This is a genomic window from Cellulomonas sp. NEAU-ZC6 (assembly GCF_056844425.1).
This window is the reverse complement of sequence record NZ_JBXFYH010000001.1, coordinates 1,501,380-1,519,100: the sequence shown is the minus strand read 5'-3', so window position 1 is coordinate 1,519,100 and position 17,721 is coordinate 1,501,380. Positions and strand designations below refer to the sequence as shown.

Below are 17,721 nucleotides of genomic sequence, written 5' to 3'. Positions count from 1 at the left end.
ACGGGGACCCGACACCGGGCGGCCGGGCGCCCGCGACCTAGACTGGCGCGGTGACCCACGCCGCCGGTGCCGAGCCGGGCGCCGCCCCCGCCCGCGGGCGCGTGCTCCTGGCAGCCCCGCGCGGGTACTGCGCCGGCGTGGACCGGGCCGTCGTCGCGGTCGAGCAGGCGCTGGAGCACTACGGGGCGCCCGTGTACGTGCGCAAGGAGATCGTGCACAACCGGCACGTCGTGGACACGCTCGCCGCGCGCGGCGCCGTGTTCGTCGACGAGACCGACCAGGTGCCCGAGGGCGCCCGGGTGGTGTTCTCCGCGCACGGCGTCTCCCCGGCGGTGCGCGCCGCGGCCGAGGCGCGCTCCCTGCGCACGATCGACGCCACCTGCCCGCTGGTCACCAAGGTGCACCGGGAGGCCGTGCGGTTCGCCGCCGCGGACCTCGACATCCTGCTGATCGGGCACCCGGGCCACGAGGAGGTCGAGGGCACGCAGGGCGAGGCGCCCGCGCACGTGCAGGTGGTGGCCTCGCCCGACGCCGTCGCCGACGTGGTCGTCCGGGACGAGAGCCGGGTGGTGTGGATCTCGCAGACCACGCTGTCCGTCGACGAGACGATGGAGACGGTGCGCCGGCTCCGCGAGCGGTTCCCGCTGCTGCAGGACCCGCCGAGCGACGACATCTGCTACGCCACCCAGAACCGCCAGGTGGCCGTCAAGAAGCTCGCACCGGAGTGCGACGTGGTGATCACGGTCGGGTCGGCGAACTCGTCCAACTCGGTGCGGCTGGTCGAGGTGGCGCTGGAGTGGGGTGCGCGGGCGTCCTACCGCGTGGACACCGCGGCGCAGGTGGACCCGGCCTGGCTGGCGGGCGCCCGGACGGTCGGGGTGACGTCGGGCGCGTCGGTGCCCGAGATCCTGGTGCGCGACGTGCTGGACCTGCTGGCGGCGCACGGGTTCGGCGACGTCGAGGAGGTGCGGACCGCGACCGAGGACCTGATGTTCTCGCTGCCGCGCGAGCTGCGCGCCGACCTGCAGGCGGCCGGTGGCGGCGACCCGCGGCCGCCCCGGCCGGCACGCGGCGAGCGCCGGGACCTGTCGGTCCGCCCGGTCTGACCCGCCGGCCTCAGAGCTCCGGCCGGAGGTCTCCCGGCACCGCGTTCCCCTGCACGGGGCTGCCCAGCACCGCGTCGTCCAGCGAGCCCAGGGCGTCCGCGCGTCGTCGCCCGGTCCCCGGTGCGGCCGGTCCGTCGCCGTCGATCCCGACCACGCGCTCCGACTCCCAGGCGACCAGCTCGGGCGCCGTCACCACCGACAGCCGCCGCTCGACCGACGGCGGCGTGGCGAGGTCCGCGTCGACCACGCGCAGGTCCGCGAACTTGCGGGCGCTCACCAGCACCCGCGACTCCAGGGACGCGATCGACTGGTTGTACGCGGTCGCCGCGGTGTCCAGCGCCCGGCCGACCTTGGTCAGGTGCCCGCCGAGCGTCGCGATCCGGCCGTGCAGCTCCTTGCCGAGGTCCAGCACGGCCTGGGCGTTGCTGGCCAGCGCGTCCTGGCGCCAGGCGTAGGCGACCGTCCGGAGCAGCGCGAGCAGCGTCATGGGCGTGGCGATGACGACGTCCTTCTCGAACGCCCGCTCGACGATGCCGGGGTCGACGTCGAGGGCGGCGTGCAGGAACGCCTCCGCGGGCACGAACATGACGACGAACTCGGGCGCCGGGCTGAACTGGTCCCAGTACCGCTTGGCGGCGAGCTGGTCGACGTGCGCCCGCACGTGCCGGGCGTGCGCGGCCAGGCGGCGCTCGCGCTCGGCCGGGTCGGTCGCCTCGGCGGCCTCGAGGAAGCCGAGGAACGCGACCTTGGCGTCGACCACGACGCGCTTGCCCCCGGCCAGGTGCACCACCATGTCGGGGCGCAGCATGCCGTCGTCGGTGCGGACCTGGTCCTGCTCGGCGAAGTCGACGTGCGGCAGCATCCCCGCGGCCTCGACCACGCGGCGCAGCTGCACCTCGCCCCACCGGCCGCGGACCTGCGACGAGCGCAGCGAGGTCACCAGCTGCGACGTCTGCTCGCGGAGCCGGCCCGCCTCCTCGCGCATCTGCCGGACCTGCTCGCCGAGCGCGGCGCCCTGGTGCGCGCGGGCCTGCTCGGCCGTGCGCAGCTCCGTCCGGACGGCGTCCAGGGTGCGGGCCAGCGGGTCGACCAGGGCGCGCACGGCCTGCTCGCGCTGGGCGAGGTCGCCGGTCTGCTCCTGGTGCCGGGCCGCGAGGCTCTGGTGCGCCAGCGCGAGGAACTGCTCGCTGCTCTGCGCGAGCGCGTCGGCGGCGAGCGAGCGGAACCGGTCGGCCTGCCGGTCCTCGTCCGGCGCACCGCCGAGCTCGGCGGCCGTGCGCCACCGCGCCGCGTCCACCTCGGCGGCCCGCAGCCGGGCGCCGGACCGCGCGGTCGCGCCGAGCCAGCCGAGCACGGCACCCACGACGAGCGCCCCGGCGAGTGCCACCACGAGTCCGATGTCCATGACCCGCAGATTGCCAGGCGCCACCGACACGCACGCCCCTATGCTGCTGAGATGACGCCCGAGGGAGCGCCGCCGGCACCGCCGGCACCACCGGCCCTGTCGATCGAGGGTCTGTGGAAGCGGTTCGGCACGAAGATCGCCGTCGCGGGCGTGGACCTGGAGGTGCCCGCGGGGTCCTTCTACGGCCTGGTCGGCCCGAACGGCGCGGGCAAGACCACGACGCTGTCGATGGCCACGGGCATGCTCCGGCCGGACTTCGGCCGGGTGCTGGTGCGCGGGCACGACCTCTGGCAGGACCCGCTGCGCGTGAAGACGCTGCTGGGCGTGCTGCCGGACGGCGTGCGGCTGTTCGACCGGCTGACCGGCGCGCAGCTCGTCACCTACGCCGGGCTGCTGCGCGGGCTGGACCGGGACGTCGTCCGGGACCGCACCGCAGACCTGCTCCGCACGTTCGACCTGGCGGCCGACGCGGACACCCTGGTCGTGGACTACTCGGCCGGCATGACCAAGAAGGTCGCGCTGGCGTGCGCGCTCGTGCACGCGCCGCGGGTGCTCGTGCTGGACGAGCCGTTCGAGGCCGTCGACCCCGTGTCCGCGGCGAACATCCGGGACATCCTGGCCTCGTACGTCGACGGCGGCGGCACCGTCGTCGTGTCGTCGCACGTGATGGACCTGGTGCAGCGGATGTGCGACCACGTCGCCGTGATCGCCGGCGGGCACGTCCTCGCGCAGGGGACGACCGACGAGGTCCGCGGCGGCGCCACGCTCGAGGACCGGTTCGTCGACCTGGTCGGCGGCCGCCGCACGGAGGGGGCGCTGGCGTGGCTGCGCACCTCCTCCGCCTGAAGCTGACGCTGCTGCGCAACGGCCTTCGCCGCAGCCCGTGGAAGGTCGTCGGGCTGGTGCTCACCGGCCTGTACGCCCTGTTCCTGGTCGGGCTCGCGACGGCCGGCCTGGTGGTGCTCGGCTCGCAGGACGACGCCGTGCTCACCCGCACCGTCCTGGTGCTCGCCGGCGCGTTGCTCGTCGCGGGCTGGTGGCTGCTGCCGCTGGTGGCGTTCGGCGTCGACAGCACGCTCGACCCGGCGCGGTTCCGGCTGTTCCCGCTGCGCCGGCGGCACCTGCTCACCGGCCTCACGCTCGCGGGGCTGGTGGGGGTGCCCGGCGTCGCCACGGTGCTGCTCGGCGGCGCGTCCGCCCTGGCCTGGTGGCGGGACCCCGCCGCGCTGGTGGCCGGTCTGGCGGGCGGGGCGCTCGGGGTCGCGCTGGCCGTGATCGGCTCGCGGACGAGCACCACGCTGCTGGCGCCCCTGGTCGGCGGCCGCCGGTTCCGGGAGGTCGCCGCGGTGCTGGCGATCGTCCCGCTGATGCTGATCGGGCCGATCCTGCTCGGCGTCACCGCGGGGCTGTCCACCGTCGCCGAGGCGCTGCCCGAGGTGGCCGACGTCGTCGCGTGGACCCCGGTCGGCGCGCCCTGGGCGATCGGCTCCGACGTGGCCGCCGGGGCGTGGGGCGCCGCCGCGGCACGGCTCGCCATCGGCCTGGCGACCGCGGCCGCCCTGGTCGCGGTCTGGGACCGGGCGCTGAGCGCCGCGCTGGTGCGTCCCGAGGGCGGCGGCCACGTGTCCCGCAGCGCGGGGCTCGGGTTCTTCGGCCGGGTGCCCGCGACGCCGACGGGCGCCGTGGTCGCCCGCTGCCTCACCTACTGGGTGCGCGACTCCCGCTACGCCGCGTCCGTGGCCGTGGTGCCGGTCCTGGTGCTGCTGCTGTGGTTCCTCGGGCGGGGCGGCGACGCGCTGCTCGGCGCGGGCGTGCTGGTCGCGTTCGTCATGGGCTGGTCGCTCAGCGCCGACGTGGCGTACGACGACACCGCGTTCTGGACCCACGTGGCCGCGCCCGTCGACGGCCGCGTGGACCGGGCGGGGCGGGCGGTCGCGGGGCTGCTGGTCGGCGGCGTCGTGGTGCTCGCCACCGACGTGCTGGTGCTCGGCGCCACCGCGCGCTGGGACGCGACCCTGCCGGTGCTCGGCATGTCCCTCGGCGTCCTGACGGTGGGCCTGGGCGCGTCGTCCGTCTACTCGGCCCGCGTCGTGTACCCGGTGCCCAAGCCCGGGGACAACCCGTTCTCCACCCCGCAGGGGTCGTCGTTCGCGGTGATGGTCAGCCAGAGCGCCGGGCTGCTCCTGCTGCTCGCGCTGTGCCTGCCGACGGTGGTGCTCGGGGTCGCCGCCGTGCTGACGGGCGCCGTGCTGCTCGACGTGCTCGCCCTGGTCGTCGGCCTCGGCGTCGGGGCCGCGGTGCTGGTCACCGGGATCCGGCTCGGCGCCCGGGTCTACGACCAGCGGGCCCCGGAGCTGCTGCAGACCATCCGCTCGTTCGCCTGAGCGCGGCAGGGGCGGGGACGCGTCCGCCCGCGGCCCCCTAGGATGGTCGTCCGTGGCACTCACCATCGGCATCGTCGGCCTGCCCAACGTCGGCAAGAGCACGCTCTTCAACGCCCTGACCCGCGCGCAGGTCCTCGCGGCGAACTACCCGTTCGCGACGATCGAGCCGAACGTCGGCGTCGTGCCGCTGCCCGACCCGCGGCTCGAGAAGCTCGCGGAGATCTTCGGCAGCGAGAAGATCCTCCCCGCGACGGTGTCGTTCGTGGACATCGCCGGCATCGTCAAGGGCGCCAGCGAGGGCGAGGGGCTCGGCAACAAGTTCCTGGCCAACATCCGCGAGGCCGAGGCCATCTGCCAGGTGACCCGCGCGTTCGCCGACCCCGACGTCGTGCACGTCGACGGCCGCGTCTCGCCCAAGGACGACATCGAGACCATCAACACCGAGCTCGTGCTGGCGGACCTGCAGACGCTGGAGAAGATCGTCCCGCGCCTGGAGAAGGAGGTCCGCATCAAGAAGGCGGACCCCGCCGAGCTCGCCGCCGCGCAGGCCGCCCAGACCGTGCTCGAGTCCGGGCAGACGCTGTTCCAGGGCGCGCAGGCCGCCGGCCTCGACCTGGCCGACCTGGCGCCGCTGCAGCTCATGACGGCCAAGCCGTTCATCTACGTCTTCAACACCGACGACGCCGGCCTCGCCGACACCGCGATGCAGGACGAGCTGCGCGCGTTCGTCGCCCCGGCCGACGCCATCTTCCTCGACGCGAAGTTCGAGTCCGACCTGGTCGAGCTCGAGCCCGACGAGGCCAAGGAGATGCTCGCGGACAACGGCCAGGACGAGGCGGGGCTGGACCAGCTCGCCCGGGTCGGCTTCCACACCCTCGGCCTGCAGACCTACCTCACGGCCGGTCCCAAGGAGTCGCGCGCCTGGACGATCCACCAGGGGTGGACCGCGCCGCAGGCCGCCGGCGTCATCCACACGGACTTCCAGAAGGGCTTCATCAAGGCCGAGGTCATCTCGTTCGACGACCTGGTCGAGGCCGGCTCCGTCGCCGCCGCGCGCTCCGCGGGCAAGGCCCGGATCGAGGGCAAGGACTACGTGATGGCCGACGGGGACGTCGTCGAGTTCCGGTTCAACGTCTGACGCGGGCCGGCTCGAGCAGGGGGGTGCGGCGCGCATGAGCGGTCCGACGAACGGCACGGCCGAGCCCGGCTGGTACCCCGACCCGACCGGCACCGGCGGTCAGCGCTGGTGGGACGGCACCGCGTGGACCGAGCACGCCGGACCCCCGCGGGAGCACCCGGGGTGCCGCTTCGGCAGGCCGCGGTGCGCAACGGGCACGCGACCGCGGGGTTCGTGCTCGGCATCGTCGCGATGGTCGGCAACCCGCTGGCCGTGGTGTCCGTCATCGGCCTCGTGCTCTCGTTCGTCGGGCTGAACCGGGCGAGCACGCTGGGCCGGCACGGCTACGCGCCCGTCGGGCGGAAGCGGGCGATCTGGGGTCTGGTCCTCTCGGGGCTCGCGCTGCTCTTCACCGGGACGCTCAAGGCCTTCCTGTTCTGACCCCGGCGGCCCTGGACGGGCCGCCCGTCCGCGAGGACGATGGTCGAGGTGGCCCTCGACCCGGTCGTGACGAACCCCGACCACTACAGCGTCGTGTTCGAGAACGACCTGGTGCGCGTCCTGGCGTACCAGGACGAACCCGGGGAGCGCACGACCCCGCACGAGCACCCGGACAGCGTGATGGTCACGCAGTCCGCGTTCCGGCGTCGCCTGAGCGGTTCGCAGGGCGAGCGGGACGTCGAGCTGCCCCCGGGGGCGGTCGTGTGGCTGCCCGCGCAGGAGCACACCGGGGAGAACACCGGCACGACGCCGACCCGGGTGGTGCTGGTCGAGCTCAAGGGCAGCGCCGCGCGGCCCGCGCCGGGGCCGGTGCTCGGGCCGGCGTGACCCGACCGCTCACCCGGCGGCGCGGGCGACCAGCTCGCGGATGCGCCGCGCCTCGACGTCGGTGATCCGGGTCAGCGCGAACGCCGTCGGCCACATCGCGCCGTCGTCCAGGCGGGCGTCCTCGTTGAACCCCAGCGTCGCGTAACGGGCCTTGAACTTCGCCGCGGGCTGGAAGAAGCACACGATCTTGCCGTCGCGGGCGTAGGCGGGCATCCCGTACCAGGTGCGCGGCTCCAGTCCGGGGGCGGCCTCGCGGACCAGCGCGTGCACCTGCTCCGCCACGGCCCGGTCCTCGTCGGCCATCTCGGCGATCTTCGCCAGCAGCTCGGCCTCGGGGTCGGCCTTCGCCTTCCCGCGGCGCCGCTGCGTCCGCACCTCCTGGGCGCGCTCCTTCATGGCGGCGCGCTCCTCGGCGCTGAAGGTGCCGTCCTGCTGGTCGGCTGCGGGCTGCGTCGTGGTCATCGGTGCTCCTCGGGTACTGCGGCCGGGTGGTCGTCGGTGCCGTCCACGCTAGGGAACTCGGGAGCCGTGCTGCTTCTCCGATCCTGACCAGCCGGGGGAGCGGGACTGCGAGGCGCCGGCCGTACGCTCGCCGGTGCCGGCGGGGCGACCGTCGCCCCGGCCCGCGCTGGAGGCCACGATGCTCTCCGACCACCTGGCGATGCCCTGCCTCGCCGTGCGCGACCTGGACCGGGCGAGGCAGTTCTACGAGGGCACGCTCGGCTTCCGCCCCGCGGACGTGCCCGGTACGGACGACGGCATCATGGGCGTCGTCTACGCGACGAAGGACGGCGGGATGCTCGTGTACCCGTCGCAGTTCGCCGGCACGAACCAGGCCACCGCGGTGTCGTTCAGCATCGCCGACGAGGCGTTCGACGCCGAGGTCGCGGCGCTGCGGGCCGCGGGCCTGACGTTCCAGACCTTCGAGCTGCCCGCGGGCACCTGGGAGGACGGCGTGCTGGTCGACGGCCCCATGCGGTCGGTGTGGTTCGCCGACCCGGACGGCAACGTCCTGAACGTCGAGTCGATCCGGGTCGCCGCTGCGGTCTGAGCCGCCGACCCGCGGGACGGGCCGCGCCGCCGGGGCCGCCCGGCGGGCGCGACCCGGTCGCGCAGCGTCCGTGCCGGCGAGCCTCCGCGGCGGCGCATACCACAGGACGCCCCGACCCTGCTGAGCCGATGGCCCTGGACAGGGCCTCGTCGTGCCCGGATGCTGCACCGACCCGGATGTTTCCCGGATGTTACGGGCATGTGGCGTCTTGCATGCTGGACACTACTGCTCAGTATCGATCCGGTAACGATCAGGCGTCCGAAGGGTCTGTGTCCGATTTGGGCCGGATGGGGCCTCTAGCGTTGCCCCATCCATGGCGGGACCGTGCGTCTGCCGTGCTCGGGACGACCACTCGCGGGTCGGCCCGGGGCGGCGAGTGACGCTGGGCGCCACCTTCACAGGAGGAACATTGAAGATCAGGCGAACAAGCGCCGTCCTGGCCGTCGCGGCGTCGGGAGCCCTCGTGCTCACCGCGTGCTCGGCCCCGGCGACGGAGAGCGAGATCGACGAGACGACGTCGGTCAACGTCAGCTGGAACCAGCCGATGTTCTCGACGAACAACCTCACGTCGAACGGCAACGCCACGGCGAACGCGAACATCATTTATCTGATGACCTCGTTCTTCAACTACTACGACGGCGACCTGAACCTCGCGAAGAACGAGGACTTCGGCTCGTACGAGGTCGAGTCCGAGGACCCGCTCGTCGTCAAGTACACGATCAACGAGGGCGTCACCTGGTCGGACGGCACGCCCGTCGACGCGGCCGACATGATCCTGTGGTGGGGCGCGCAGAACGACATGTTCGACACCACCGAGGAGGCGGAGACGGCCGACGACGGCACGGTCTCCACCGCCGAGGGCCAGGTGTACTTCGACTCGTCCTCCGAGGCGATGAACCTGATCACCGAGTTCCCGGAGATCAGCGACGACAACCGCTCGGTCACCTTCCACTACACGGAGCCCCGCTCCGACTGGGAGGTCTCGATGAGCCAGCCGTCGCCCATCGCGGCGCACGCCGTGGCGGAGATCGCGCTCGGCCTGGACGACCCGACCGAGGCCAAGCAGGCCCTGATCGACGCGTTCCAGAACAACGACGCGGCCGCGCTGGCCCCGATCGCCGAGACCTGGAACAACGGCTTCAACTTCACGTCGCTGCCGGACGACGAGCGCCTCTACCTGTCGTACGGCGCGTACGTCATCACGGACTTCGTCGAGAACCAGTACGTCACGCTGGAGCGCAACGAGGACTACACCTGGGGCCCGGAGCCCAAGGTCGACTCCATCACGATCCGCTACACCGAGGACCCGCTGGCCGCGGTCACCGCGCTGCAGAACGGTGAGGTCGACCTCATCGCGCCGCAGTCGTCGGTGGACGTGCTGCAGACCCTCGAGGGCATCGACGGCATCTCCTACGAGACGGCGCCCGAGGGCACCTACGAGCACGTGGACCTGACCTTCAACAACGGTGGTCCGTTCGACCCCGCCACCTACGGCGGCGACGCCGAGAAGGCCCGCAAGGTCCGCGAGGCGTTCCTCAAGGTCATCCCGCGCCAGGAGATCCTGGAGAAGCTGGTCCTGCCGCTGCAGGAGGACGCCACCGTGCGTGACTCCTTCACCGTGGTCCCGGGCTCGCCGACGTACGACGAGGTCATCGCGGCCAACGGCTCCGAGGCCTTCGCCGACGTGGACGTCGAGGGCGCCAAGGCGCTGCTCGCCGAGGCCGGCGTCACCACCCCGGTGGACGTGCGCTTCCTCTACGGCAAGTCCAACGTCCGTCGTGCGAACGAGTACCAGCTGATCGCGGCCTCGGCCGCCCAGGCCGGCTTCAACGTCCTCGACAACGGCGACGACAACTGGAGCACGCTGCTCGGCGGCGGCACGTACGACGCGTCGCTGTTCGGCTGGCAGTCCACGAACACCTTCGCCCTGAACTCCGAGGCGAACTACATCGCGGGCGGCGTCAACAACTTCGGCGGCTACGAGAACCCCGCCGTCGACGCGCTCTACGGCGAGATGTCCACCAACACGGACCCCGAGCGCGAGACCGAGCTGACGATCGAGATCGAGAAGATCCTCAACGCGGACGCCTTCGGCGTGAACCTGTTCCAGTTCCCGGGCGTCGTCGCGTACAGCGACGAGCTGCAGGGCGTGTCGACGATCGCGCTGTCGCCGACCATCTTCTGGAACTACTGGGACTGGGAGATCACCGCGTCCGAGTGACGCCGTGACCTGACCGACCCAGGTCCTCCCGACGGGGGCACTGCGGCCACACCGCCGCAGTGCCCCCGTCGGCGTGCAGGTCCTGGACAGCACCGCCCGAACCAGCCCGTGCTCGCGCGGCCCCACGAGGGCCGGTGATCAGCGACCTATCCGGTACGCGTAGAATCGCCCATCGCGAGTCATCCCCCTCCCGTGAGGTCAAGGACCCTATGGCCACCTCTGCCCCTACCCGTGCCGCCGGCGTGCCCGCCGTGGCCGGGACGCCGGAACCGGCACGTCGCCCCTGGTGGCGGACCAGCGCACCGACGCTGACGTTCCTCGGCCGGCGACTGCTCTCCTCCGCGATCGTGCTGCTCGGAGCGACGTTCATCGTCTACATGCTCCTGGCCTACTCGCTCGACCCGCTCGAGGAGCTGCGCACCAGCACCGCCCCCAACAAGGAGGCGCTGATCGCGGCGCGCATCGACGCGCTCGACCTGGACACCCCGCCCGTCATCCGCTACTTCAAGTGGCTGGCCGGCATCGGCGGCTGCGTCGTCGGCCAGTGCGACTTCGGCACCAGCTGGCGCACCGGGCAGTCCGTCCCGTCGCTGCTGAGCGGCGCCATCCCGAGCACGCTGCAGCTCGTGGCCGCGTCCACGTTCCTCGCGATCGGCCTCGGCGTCCTGGTCGGCATCGTGTCGGCCCTGCGCCAGTACACGCGCTTCGACTACAGCGTCACGTTCATGTCGTTCGTGCTGTACTCGCTGCCCTCCTTCTGGGTCGCGGTGCTCCTCAAGCTCTGGGGCGCCATCGGCTTCAACGACTTCCTCGCGGACCCCCACGTGCCGCCGCTGTGGATCGCCCTGCTGTCCGTGATCTCCGGCGTCATCTGGTCGTCGGTCATCGGCGGCAGCACCCGGACCCGGTGGATCGCGTTCGGCGCGAGCCTGCTGGCCACCGCCGGCATCCTGTTCTTCGTCTCGACGAGCGACTGGCTGACGGACCCGAGCCTCGGCCCGGTCGTGATCGGCGTGCTCGGCGTGGGCGTCGCGTTCGCGGTCACCGCGCTGTCGGCGGGCCTGCGCGACCGGCGGGCGCTGTACTCCTCGCTCACCGTGGTCGCCCTCGGCGTGGCGCTGTACTACCCGCTGCAGTACGCGTTCGTGAACGCGTCCTGGCTGCTGATCGCCGGCCTGGCGCTCGTCACGCTCGCCGTCGCGGCCGTGGTCGGCTACCTGTTCGGCGGGATGGACCGCAAGGTCTCCATCCGCGGCGCCATGATCACCGGCATCTTCGTCGGTGCCCTGATCTTCGTCGACCGCGTCATGCGGGTGTGGGAGCAGTACTCCGACGCGTCCAAGATCAACGGCCGCCCGATCGCCACGATCGGCTCCCAGACCCCGGGTCTGGGCGGCGACTTCTGGGTGCAGACGCTCGACAAGTACACGCACCTGGTGCTGCCGACGATCGCCCTGATCCTGGTCTCGTTCGCGAGCTACACGCGGTACTCCCGCGCCAGCCTGCTCGAGGTCATGAACCAGGACTACATCCGCACCGCGCGCGCCAAGGGCCTGCCCGAGCGCGTCGTGACGGTCCGGCACGCGTTCCGCAACGCGCTGATCCCGCTGGCCACCATCGTGCCGCTGGACATCGCCGCGCTGTTCGGCGGAGCCATCATCACCGAGCGGATCTTCGGCTGGAGCGGCATGGGCCAGCTGTTCATCAAGTCGTTGGCCGACAAGGACGCCGACCCGATCATGGGGTACTTCCTCGTGACGGGCACGCTCCTGGTCCTGGCCAACATCGTCGTGGACTTCGTGTACGCGGCGCTCGACCCCCGGATTCGAGTCAACGCATGAGCATCCAGCCCCCTCTCGAGCCCCACGAGGGCATCGTCGACCCGGCGGAGAACGTCGAGAACGCCATCGAGCTCAAGGAGGTCGAGGGCCTGTCGCAGGGCCGCATCGTCCTGCGGCGGTTCCTGCGCCACCGCGGCGCGATGATCTCCGCGGTCGTGCTGGCCGCGATCGTCCTGCTGGTGACCACGTCCATCGGCTGGGGTCCCATCCCCGGCTGGTGGCAGTACGGCTACCGCGAGACCAGCGACATCGTGAACGCCGGCGGCGCGCCCACCATGGGCTTCGACGGCGGGTTCCACATCGGCTCTCACCCGTTCGGCCAGGACAACATCGGCCACGACGGCTTCGCGATGGTCATGCGCGGGACGCAGCAGTCGCTGACCGTCATGGTCGTCATCGGCCTGCTGTCGACCACCATCGGCGTCGTCGTCGGCGCGCTGGCGGGCTACTTCCGCGGCCGCTGGGACAACCTGCTCATGCGGTTCACCGACATGATCATCACCGTCCCGGTCATCATGATCGGCGCGATCCTCGGTGTGCTGGTCGGCGGGGCGAACCCGTGGACCCTGGCCATCGCGCTGTCGCTCGTGACGTGGACCAACATGGCGCGCCTGGTGCGCGGGCAGTTCCTCACCCTGCGCGAGCGGGAGTTCGTGGACGCCGCCCGCGTGGCCGGTGCGTCGAGCTTCCGGATCATGTTCAAGCACATCCTGCCGAACGCCGTCGGCGTGATCATCGTCAACGCGACGCTGCTCATGGCCTCGGCGATCCTGCTGGAGACCGCGCTGTCCTACCTCGGGTTCGGCATCAGCAGCCCCGAGGTCTCGCTGGGCCAGCTCATCAACGAGTACCAGTCCGCCTTCGCCACCCGGCCCTGGCTGTTCTGGTGGCCCGGCCTGTTCATCGTGGCGATCGCCCTGTGCGTGAACTTCATCGGTGACGGCCTGCGCGACGCGTTCGACCCGCGGCAGCGCCGGATCCCGACCAAGCGGGCCCTGTCGAAGGCGGACGCCCGCCGGGCCGGCGCCGAGGCCCGGACCACGGCGAGCGCCTGAGTGTCACAGCGCGACGGTCAGCGCGCTGGCCGCGATCAGCACGACGATCGCGGCCAGCGTGCCGACGTGCCAGCGGACCCGCGGGCGGGCGCGCTCGACGCGCGGGTCGTCCAGCAGGCCGGCGTCGCGCAGCTCCTCCCAGCGGGCGCGCACGATGATCGCCGCCTGGCCCGAGGCGCTCGACGCGAGGTCGCCGGGGCGCACGCCGCCGCCGGCGCCGTAGCTCGACCCGGGCAGGTGCGCGGTGTCCTCCTGGGAGGAGGTCGTCACGCGGGTGCGGCTGGGCGCGGGCGCGGCCCACGCCGCGTAGTCGCCGTAGGCGGTGTGCAGCGTGAGGGCGTACTTGGTGTCCACGCGCTGGATCGTCGGCCAGGGCAGCTCGACCGTCCGGGTCACGTTGCGCAGCTCCACCCCCGCGGGGCTCACCACCACGGCGGGGCGCCAGTAGGCGGCCCAGACCAGGGCGACCGCCAGCAGCACCGGCGCCACGAAGGGCCATGCCGCCCCCGGGTCGGCCACCAGGCCGGCCACCAGGCCGCCGGCGCCGAGCGCCGCGACGACCACCGCAAGAACCCGGCCGAAGGCCGGCCTGTACTCCACCACGTCCGCCGACACCATGCGGACATCGTCCCAGACCAGGGGACCTGCGCCCGTCTCGACGTCGCGCGGCCCGCACACCCCGGGCTCGCCCCACGGAAGGATCCCGAGAACCGTGACCACTGACACCGCCTCCGCCCCGGGTACGCCCCCGGTCGACGCCAAGGCGCCGATCCTCGAGGTCCGCGACCTCACGGTCGAGTTCTTCGTCGACGGCGAGTGGTTCCCGGCCGCCGTCGACGTCAACTACGACGTCCGCCCCGGCGAGGTGCTCGCGATCGTCGGCGAGTCCGGCTCCGGCAAGACGCAGTCGTCGATGTCGCTGATCGGCCTGCTGCCCCCGAACGGCCGCGCCGAGGGCTCCGCGAGGCTCGCCGGGCGCGAGCTGCTCGGGCTGAACCACAAGCAGCTGTCGAACGTGCGCGGCAAGGACGTCGCGGTCATCTTCCAGGAGCCGATGACGGCGCTGAACCCCGTCTACACGATCGGGTTCCAGATCGTCGAGACGCTGCGCGTGCACTTCGAGATGAGCCCGAAGGAGGCCCGCGCCCGCGCCGTCCAGCTGCTGCGCATGGTCGACCTGCCGAACCCGGACGAGGCCGTCGACAAGTACCCGCACCAGCTCTCCGGCGGTCAGCGCCAGCGCGCGATGATCGCCCAGGCGCTCGCCTGCGAGCCGAAGCTGCTGATCGCCGACGAGCCGACCACGGCCCTCGACGTGACGGTCCAGGCCGAGATCCTCAAGCTGATGCGCGACCTGCGGCACCGCGTGGACGCCGGCATCATCCTCATCACCCACGACATGGGCGTGGTCGCGGACCTGTCCGACCGCGTGATGGTGATGAAGAACGGCCGCGTCGTGGAGTCGGGCACCGCGGACGAGATCTTCAACCGCCCGCAGCACACGTACACCCGCCAGCTGCTGGACGCCGTCCCGCACCTGGGCTCCGAGACGTTCGCCGCCGCCGGCCTGCACGGCGACCACCCGGTCGCCGACGCCGAGGGGACCGGCGGGCTGCGGGTGTCCGAGCGGCCCCTCGGCCAGCCGCTGCAGCGGCCCGGCGTCCTGGACACCACCGGGACCGGGTACGCCTTCGAGGCCAAGGACCTGGTCATCGAGTACCCCGGCCGTGGCCGGGTGCCGGCGTTCCGCGCGATCAACGGCATCGACCTGGCCATCGGCAAGGGCGAGGTCGTCGGCCTGGTCGGCGAGTCCGGCTCGGGCAAGACCACGGTCGGCCGCGCCGCCGTCGGCCTGCTGCCCGTCGCGGGCGGCTCGCTCAAGGTGAACGGCGTCGAGCTGGCGGGCGTGAAGCCCAAGGACCTGCGCGCGGTGCGCCAGGACGTCTCGATCGTGTTCCAGGACCCGGGCTCCTCGCTGAACCCGCGCCTGCCGATCGGCGAGTCCATCGGCGAGCCGCTGAAGCTGCACAAGGTCGCCTCCGGGGCGGACCTGGACCGCCGGGTGGAGAGCCTGCTGGACCGGGTGCACCTGCCCCGCGCCATGCGGAACCGCTACCCGCACGAGCTGTCCGGCGGCCAGCGCCAGCGCGTCGGCATCGCCCGCGCCCTGGCCCTGTCGCCCAAGCTGCTGATCGCGGACGAGCCGACCTCGGCCCTCGACGTGTCGGTGCAGGCCCGCGTGCTCGAGCTCTTCCAGGAGCTGCAGCGCGAGTACGGGTTCGCCTGCCTGTTCATCAGCCACGACCTGGCCGTCGTGGAGATCCTGTCCAACCGGATCGCCGTGATGAACAAGGGCGACCTGGTCGAGGTCGGGCCGCGCGCGCAGATCCTGCGCGAGCCGCAGCAGGACTACACCCGCCGGCTGCTCGCCGCCGTGCCGGTGCCGAACCCCGCGGAGCAGAAGCTGCGCCGCGAGGAGCGCGACCGGCTGCTGGCCGCGACCGCCGCCGCGTCGGCCCCCGGCGCCACCGCGGTGGCCGACGGGCAGCGCGTCCAGGCGTTCGAGGACGCGGAGAACGAGAGCAAGGGCCGGTTCGAGAGCACCAACATCCCGCGTGGTGGCGGTTCGGACGTCTGACCAGTCCGGGCACCACCCCGGAGGACCCCGCGCGCCCCGGCACGAGCAGCCTCTCGTGCCGGGGCGCGCGTGCGCGTACACTTGATCGGCGCTCGACGTCGTCGCGCCCTCACACTTCACCCCTGCGGAATGAGTCCTGACATGTCCGTGCCCACCGGCACCCGGGTGCGCGGCGATCTGCGCAACGTCGCGATCGTCGCCCACGTCGACCACGGCAAGACCACGCTCGTGGACGCGATGCTCCACCAGTCCGGCGCCTTCGGCGCGCACGCGCACGTCGACGAGCGGGCCATGGACTCCGGCGACCTCGAGCGCGAGAAGGGCATCACCATCCTCGCCAAGAACACCGCGGTCCGGTACGCCGGCCCGTCGGCGGCGGCGGTGGGCGAGCCCGGCGGCATCACCATCAACGTGATCGACACCCCCGGCCACGCCGACTTCGGCGGCGAGGTCGAGCGCGGCCTGTCCATGGTCGACGGCGTCGTGCTGCTGGTCGACGCGTCCGAGGGCCCGCTGCCCCAGACCCGGTTCGTGCTCCGCAAGGCCCTGGCCGCGAAGCTCCCCGTCATCCTCGTGGTGAACAAGGTCGACCGCCCCGACTCGCGCATCTCCGAGGTCGTCGCCGAGGCGACCGACCTGCTGCTGGGCCTGGCGTCCGACCTGCACGACGAGGTCGAGGACCTGGACCTCGACGCGATCCTCGACGTGCCCGTGGTGTACGCCGCCGCCAAGGCCGGCCGCGCCTCGCTGACCCAGCCCGCCGACGGCGGCCTGCCCGAGGACTCGGAGAACCTGGAGCCGTTGTTCCGGACCATCCTCGAGAAGATCCCGGCCCCGACCTACACCGAGGGCGCGCCGCTGCAGGCGCACGTCACGAACCTGGACGCCTCGCCGTTCCTCGGCCGCCTCGCGCTGCTGCGCATCTTCAACGGCGAGCTGACCAAGGGCCAGACGGTGGCCTGGGCCCGCGCCGACGGCACGATGCAGAACGTCCGCATCACCGAGCTGCTCGAGACCAAGGCGCTGGACCGCGTCCCCACGGACAAGGCCGGCCCCGGCGACATCGTGGCCGTCGCGGGCATCGCGGACATCACCATCGGCGAGACGCTGACCGACCCCGACGACCCGCGGCCGCTGCCGCTGATCACCGTCGACGACCCGGCGATCTCGATGACCATCGGCATCAACACGTCCCCGCTGGCCGGCAAGGGCGGCAAGGGCCACAAGGTCACCGCCCGCCAGGTCAAGGACCGCCTCGACGCCGAGCTGATCGGCAACGTGTCGCTCCGCGTCGTGCCCACCGACCGCCCGGACGCCTGGGAGGTCCAGGGCCGCGGTGAGCTCGCGCTGGCGATCCTGGTCGAGCAGATGCGCCGCGAGGGCTTCGAGCTCACCGTCGGCAAGCCGCAGGTCGTCACCAAGAAGATCGACGGCAAGGTGCACGAGCCGGTCGAGCGCATGACGATCGACGTCCCCGAGGAGTACCTGGGCGCCGTCACGCAGCTGCTCGCGCAGCGCAAGGGCCGCATGGAGACCATGTCGAACCACGGCACCGGCTGGGTCCGCATGGAGTTCCTGGTCCCGGCCCGGGGTCTGATCGGCTTCCGCACCCGGTTCCTCACCGACACCCGCGGCACCGGCATCGCCTCGTCGCTGGCCGAGGGGTACGAGCCGTGGGCCGGCCCGATCGAGACCCGGGTCGCCGGCTCGCTCGTCGCCGACCGCGCCGGCGCGGTGACGCCGTTCGCCATGATCAACCTGCAGGAGCGCGGCTCGTTCTTCGTCGACCCCACGCAGGAGGTCTACGAGGGCATGATCGTCGGCGAGAACTCCCGCCAGGAGGACATGGACGTCAACATCACCAAGGAGAAGAAGCTCACCAACATGCGGTCGGCCACCGCGGACAACTTCGAGAACCTGGTGCCGCCGCGGCACCTGACCCTCGAGGAGTCCCTGGAGTTCGCCCGCGAGGACGAGTGCGTCGAGGTGACCCCCGAGGTCGTGCGCATCCGCAAGGTGATCCTGGACCAGACGGAGCGGGCCCGCGCGGTCGCGCGCACCAAGCGCGCCTGACG

The 17,721-nt window shown here is 72.5% G+C and carries 15 protein-coding genes and 1 pseudogene; 13 read left to right on the top strand and 3 right to left on the bottom strand.

Annotated features, from left to right (window positions below; genetic code table 11):
* Window positions 1–50: 50 nt before the first annotated feature.
* Window positions 51–1,106 carry a 4-hydroxy-3-methylbut-2-enyl diphosphate reductase gene (locus AC1050_RS06970; protein WP_482386627.1) on the top strand — a complete coding sequence of 352 codons (1,056 nt, stop codon included), beginning with the start codon at window positions 51–53 and terminating at the stop codon, window positions 1,104–1,106.
* 10 nt (window positions 1,107–1,116) lie between these two features.
* Here AC1050_RS06970 and AC1050_RS06965 read toward each other — a convergent pair whose 3' ends face one another.
* A complete protein-coding gene (locus AC1050_RS06965) occupies window positions 1,117–2,511 on the bottom strand; it encodes a DNA recombination protein RmuC (protein ID WP_482386626.1) in 1,395 nt (464 codons plus the stop codon).
* 51 nt (window positions 2,512–2,562) lie between these two features.
* On the opposite strand from AC1050_RS06965, the gene AC1050_RS06960 reads away from it, so the two are divergent.
* From AC1050_RS06960 to AC1050_RS06935, 6 genes and pseudogenes are all read left to right on the top strand, one after another.
* A complete protein-coding gene (locus tag AC1050_RS06960) occupies window positions 2,563–3,357 on the top strand; it encodes an ABC transporter ATP-binding protein (RefSeq protein WP_482386625.1) in 795 nt (264 codons plus the stop codon).
* Window positions 3,333–4,895: a hypothetical protein gene (locus AC1050_RS06955; RefSeq protein ID WP_482386624.1), complete on the top strand. Its 1,563-nt coding sequence runs from the start codon at window positions 3,333–3,335 to the stop codon at window positions 4,893–4,895. The genes AC1050_RS06960 and AC1050_RS06955 overlap by 25 nt, the downstream gene beginning before the upstream one ends.
* Before the next feature lie 52 nt (window positions 4,896–4,947).
* Entirely contained in the window at window positions 4,948–6,033 is a 1,086-nt protein-coding gene (gene ychF, locus AC1050_RS06950) for a redox-regulated ATPase YchF (protein ID WP_482386623.1), read from the top strand.
* A 34-nt stretch (window positions 6,034–6,067) separates the two neighbouring features.
* A pseudogene (locus tag AC1050_RS06945) lies at window positions 6,068–6,181 on the top strand (DUF2510 domain-containing protein); the annotation flags it as partial.
* A gap of 14 nt (window positions 6,182–6,195) precedes the next feature.
* Window positions 6,196–6,453, top strand: coding sequence for a hypothetical protein (locus AC1050_RS06940; RefSeq protein ID WP_482387274.1), 258 nt, complete (start codon window positions 6,196–6,198; stop codon window positions 6,451–6,453).
* Window positions 6,454–6,492: 39 nt separating this feature from the next.
* Window positions 6,493–6,840: a cupin domain-containing protein gene (locus AC1050_RS06935; RefSeq protein ID WP_482386622.1), complete on the top strand. Its 348-nt coding sequence runs from the start codon at window positions 6,493–6,495 to the stop codon at window positions 6,838–6,840.
* Between the two features lie 9 nt (window positions 6,841–6,849).
* Here the strand turns inward: AC1050_RS06935 and AC1050_RS06930 are convergent, their stop codons facing one another.
* A complete protein-coding gene (locus AC1050_RS06930) occupies window positions 6,850–7,302 on the bottom strand; it encodes an iron chaperone (RefSeq protein WP_482386621.1) in 453 nt (150 codons plus the stop codon).
* A gap of 178 nt (window positions 7,303–7,480) precedes the next feature.
* On the opposite strand from AC1050_RS06930, the gene AC1050_RS06925 reads away from it, so the two are divergent.
* From AC1050_RS06925 to AC1050_RS06910, 4 genes are all read left to right on the top strand, one after another.
* A complete protein-coding gene (locus AC1050_RS06925) occupies window positions 7,481–7,891 on the top strand; it encodes a VOC family protein (RefSeq protein ID WP_482386620.1) in 411 nt (136 codons plus the stop codon).
* A gap of 409 nt (window positions 7,892–8,300) precedes the next feature.
* The gene (locus AC1050_RS06920; RefSeq protein WP_482386619.1) at window positions 8,301–10,112 is read left to right on the top strand and encodes an ABC transporter family substrate-binding protein; all 1,812 of its coding nucleotides are present in this window, start codon (window positions 8,301–8,303) and stop codon (window positions 10,110–10,112) included.
* A gap of 209 nt (window positions 10,113–10,321) precedes the next feature.
* Window positions 10,322–11,953: an ABC transporter permease gene (locus AC1050_RS06915; protein WP_482386618.1), complete on the top strand. Its 1,632-nt coding sequence runs from the start codon at window positions 10,322–10,324 to the stop codon at window positions 11,951–11,953.
* On the top strand, window positions 11,950–13,008 hold the full coding sequence (locus tag AC1050_RS06910; protein ID WP_482386617.1) for an ABC transporter permease: 1,059 nt from the start codon (window positions 11,950–11,952) through the stop codon (window positions 13,006–13,008). The genes AC1050_RS06915 and AC1050_RS06910 overlap by 4 nt, the downstream gene beginning before the upstream one ends.
* A gap of 3 nt (window positions 13,009–13,011) precedes the next feature.
* On the opposite strand, the gene AC1050_RS06905 is transcribed toward AC1050_RS06910, so the two are convergent.
* Complete coding sequence (locus AC1050_RS06905) at window positions 13,012–13,626, bottom strand: PH domain-containing protein (RefSeq protein ID WP_482386616.1); 615 nt, start codon at window positions 13,624–13,626, stop codon at window positions 13,012–13,014.
* 94 nt (window positions 13,627–13,720) lie between these two features.
* On the opposite strand from AC1050_RS06905, the gene AC1050_RS06900 reads away from it, so the two are divergent.
* Window positions 13,721–15,646 carry an ABC transporter ATP-binding protein gene (locus tag AC1050_RS06900; RefSeq protein ID WP_482386615.1) on the top strand — a complete coding sequence of 642 codons (1,926 nt, stop codon included), beginning with the start codon at window positions 13,721–13,723 and terminating at the stop codon, window positions 15,644–15,646.
* A 141-nt stretch (window positions 15,647–15,787) separates the two neighbouring features.
* The gene (gene typA / locus AC1050_RS06895; protein WP_482386614.1) at window positions 15,788–17,719 is read left to right on the top strand and encodes a translational GTPase TypA; all 1,932 of its coding nucleotides are present in this window, start codon (window positions 15,788–15,790) and stop codon (window positions 17,717–17,719) included.
* The last annotated feature ends 2 nt before the right edge of the window (window positions 17,720–17,721 follow it).

What these genes read in the sequence shown, in the direction of transcription:
- AC1050_RS06965 (WP_482386626.1), bottom strand. Translation starts at nt 2,511, where the DNA reads ATGGACATCGGACTCGTGGTGGCACTCGCCGGGGCGCTCGTCGTGGGT.
- AC1050_RS06960 (WP_482386625.1), top strand. Translation starts at nt 2,563, where the DNA reads ATGACGCCCGAGGGAGCGCCGCCGGCACCGCCGGCACCACCGGCCCTG.
- AC1050_RS06935 (WP_482386622.1), top strand. Translation starts at nt 6,493, where the DNA reads ATGGTCGAGGTGGCCCTCGACCCGGTCGTGACGAACCCCGACCACTAC.
- AC1050_RS06930 (WP_482386621.1), bottom strand. Translation starts at nt 7,302, where the DNA reads ATGACCACGACGCAGCCCGCAGCCGACCAGCAGGACGGCACCTTCAGC.
- AC1050_RS06925 (WP_482386620.1), top strand. Translation starts at nt 7,481, where the DNA reads ATGCTCTCCGACCACCTGGCGATGCCCTGCCTCGCCGTGCGCGACCTG.
- AC1050_RS06915 (WP_482386618.1), top strand. Translation starts at nt 10,322, where the DNA reads ATGGCCACCTCTGCCCCTACCCGTGCCGCCGGCGTGCCCGCCGTGGCC.
- AC1050_RS06910 (WP_482386617.1), top strand. Translation starts at nt 11,950, where the DNA reads ATGAGCATCCAGCCCCCTCTCGAGCCCCACGAGGGCATCGTCGACCCG.
- AC1050_RS06905 (WP_482386616.1), bottom strand. Translation starts at nt 13,626, where the DNA reads ATGGTGTCGGCGGACGTGGTGGAGTACAGGCCGGCCTTCGGCCGGGTT.
- typA (WP_482386614.1), top strand. Translation starts at nt 15,788, where the DNA reads ATGTCCGTGCCCACCGGCACCCGGGTGCGCGGCGATCTGCGCAACGTC.